This is a genomic window from Pseudaeromonas pectinilytica, assembly GCF_054780855.1.
The window spans coordinates 1-1,439 of sequence record NZ_BAAGVN010000220.1; the positions used below are offsets into that span (position 1 = coordinate 1).

2 protein-coding genes are annotated in these 1,439 nt (G+C 52.6%); both read left to right on the plus strand.

The annotated features are described in order from the left end of the window. Window positions 1-94: 94 nt before the first annotated feature. The gene (locus ACYVG7_RS10365; RefSeq protein WP_460883042.1) at window positions 95-1,057 is read left to right on the plus strand and encodes a carbohydrate porin; all 963 of its coding nucleotides are present in this window, start codon (window positions 95-97) and stop codon (window positions 1,055-1,057) included. Window positions 1,058-1,138: 81 nt separating this feature from the next. Further along, complete coding sequence (locus tag ACYVG7_RS10370; protein ID WP_460883043.1) at window positions 1,139-1,393, plus strand: hypothetical protein; 255 nt, start codon at window positions 1,139-1,141, stop codon at window positions 1,391-1,393. Window positions 1,394-1,439: the final 46 nt, after the last annotated feature.

The window sequence follows — 1,439 nt, forward strand, 5'->3', positions numbered from 1 at the left end:
CGTGCCTCCTGCATGGAGACGCGATTAGATCACAGACGATCTGCCTGTTCAAATTTCATTAACAAAGTGCGATCCCGCCCTGCGTGAAACCGGTGTGTCCGAGACCTATGTGGAATTAGGCGGTATTACTCCGACCGGCACCATGTGGGGTGGTCTGCGTTATTACGATCGTGAAAACTATATTTGGACTACCGATTATTTTTATACCGATTACTCTGGTACCGGTGTCGGTTTTAAAAATGTAGAAATGGCGGATGGTAAGTGGGACTTTGCTTATATCAACAGCAACGACACCGACCACTCGGATCGCCCGGATGGTAGTGCCGCCACCATGCACACCCTCCACTCCAGTGCTTTATATGGCGCCTGGGATTTCGAAGTCGCGCTGAAACAGATGCCGAACAACGAGTTCACCGGTGACAGCAAGCAATATGCGACCAAGGGGATGGAAGGAACCGCTATCTATTCACGGGAAGACTTCTTCTTTATGCCGGGTGGCTTCTCCAAGTTTATTGCGCAAGCGGGTCGTGGTCTGGGCTCCGGCGATTTGCTGGGTGCGAACCTGACCAATACTTCCATGTACCGCAAGGGCTCCTTGTATCAGAAGACACTGCAAGACAAGGCGGATGGCTATAAGCCGTATCAGTCCAAGGTGATGGACGGCGATCAGTCCTACCGGATGTTTGCCTGGGGGGGTTGGTATGGCGCCAGCCTGCATGTGCTGCCAACGCTCTCCTATCAGTACAACGATTATGAACTGGGTGGCCATGACTCCTGGTATGCGGCTTCCTTACGTCCCGTGTTTCCGGTGAATGAGTTCTTCTCGGTGCAAACTGAAGTGGGCTACGTGAAAAACAACCTGGTCGTCGCGGGTGTTGATCAAGGGAGCCACTCCAGCAAACTGAGTGTGGTACCCACTTTCACCGTGAATACTGGTGTGGGTCCGTCACCTGAAATTCGTCTGCTGGCCACCTATGTGGATCGCAATTACGAAGCGGCTTGGCAAGATAGCCGCGAAGACTTCCTGGTCGGGTTGCAAGCGGATATGTGGTGGTAATATCGGTTGGGCAACCAATCTACACTTATTATTCTTGATTCTCGGGCCCCTCTGGGGCCCGTATTTTCTGAGGAGACAGGTATGACACAGGGTAAACAGAGTTGGTTGTGGCTGGTCGGTTTACTGGCCACCGGTTGTTCCAGTATCGATGTGGATCCTGCGCTGCGGGCTCCGGCTACCGGCACGACGTTCCAGCAACAGGCCCAGGCGGATAGACAGCTATTGGCGCAAAAAACGGCGATCGCAAAATTGTCTGATCTGATGTATCAGCCGCTGAATCAAGACAAGACCTGGGTACAGATCAGGGCGGGATCGCACTTTGTTAATGAAATTTGAACAGGCAGATCGTCTGTGATCTAATCGCGTCTCCATGCAGGAGGCA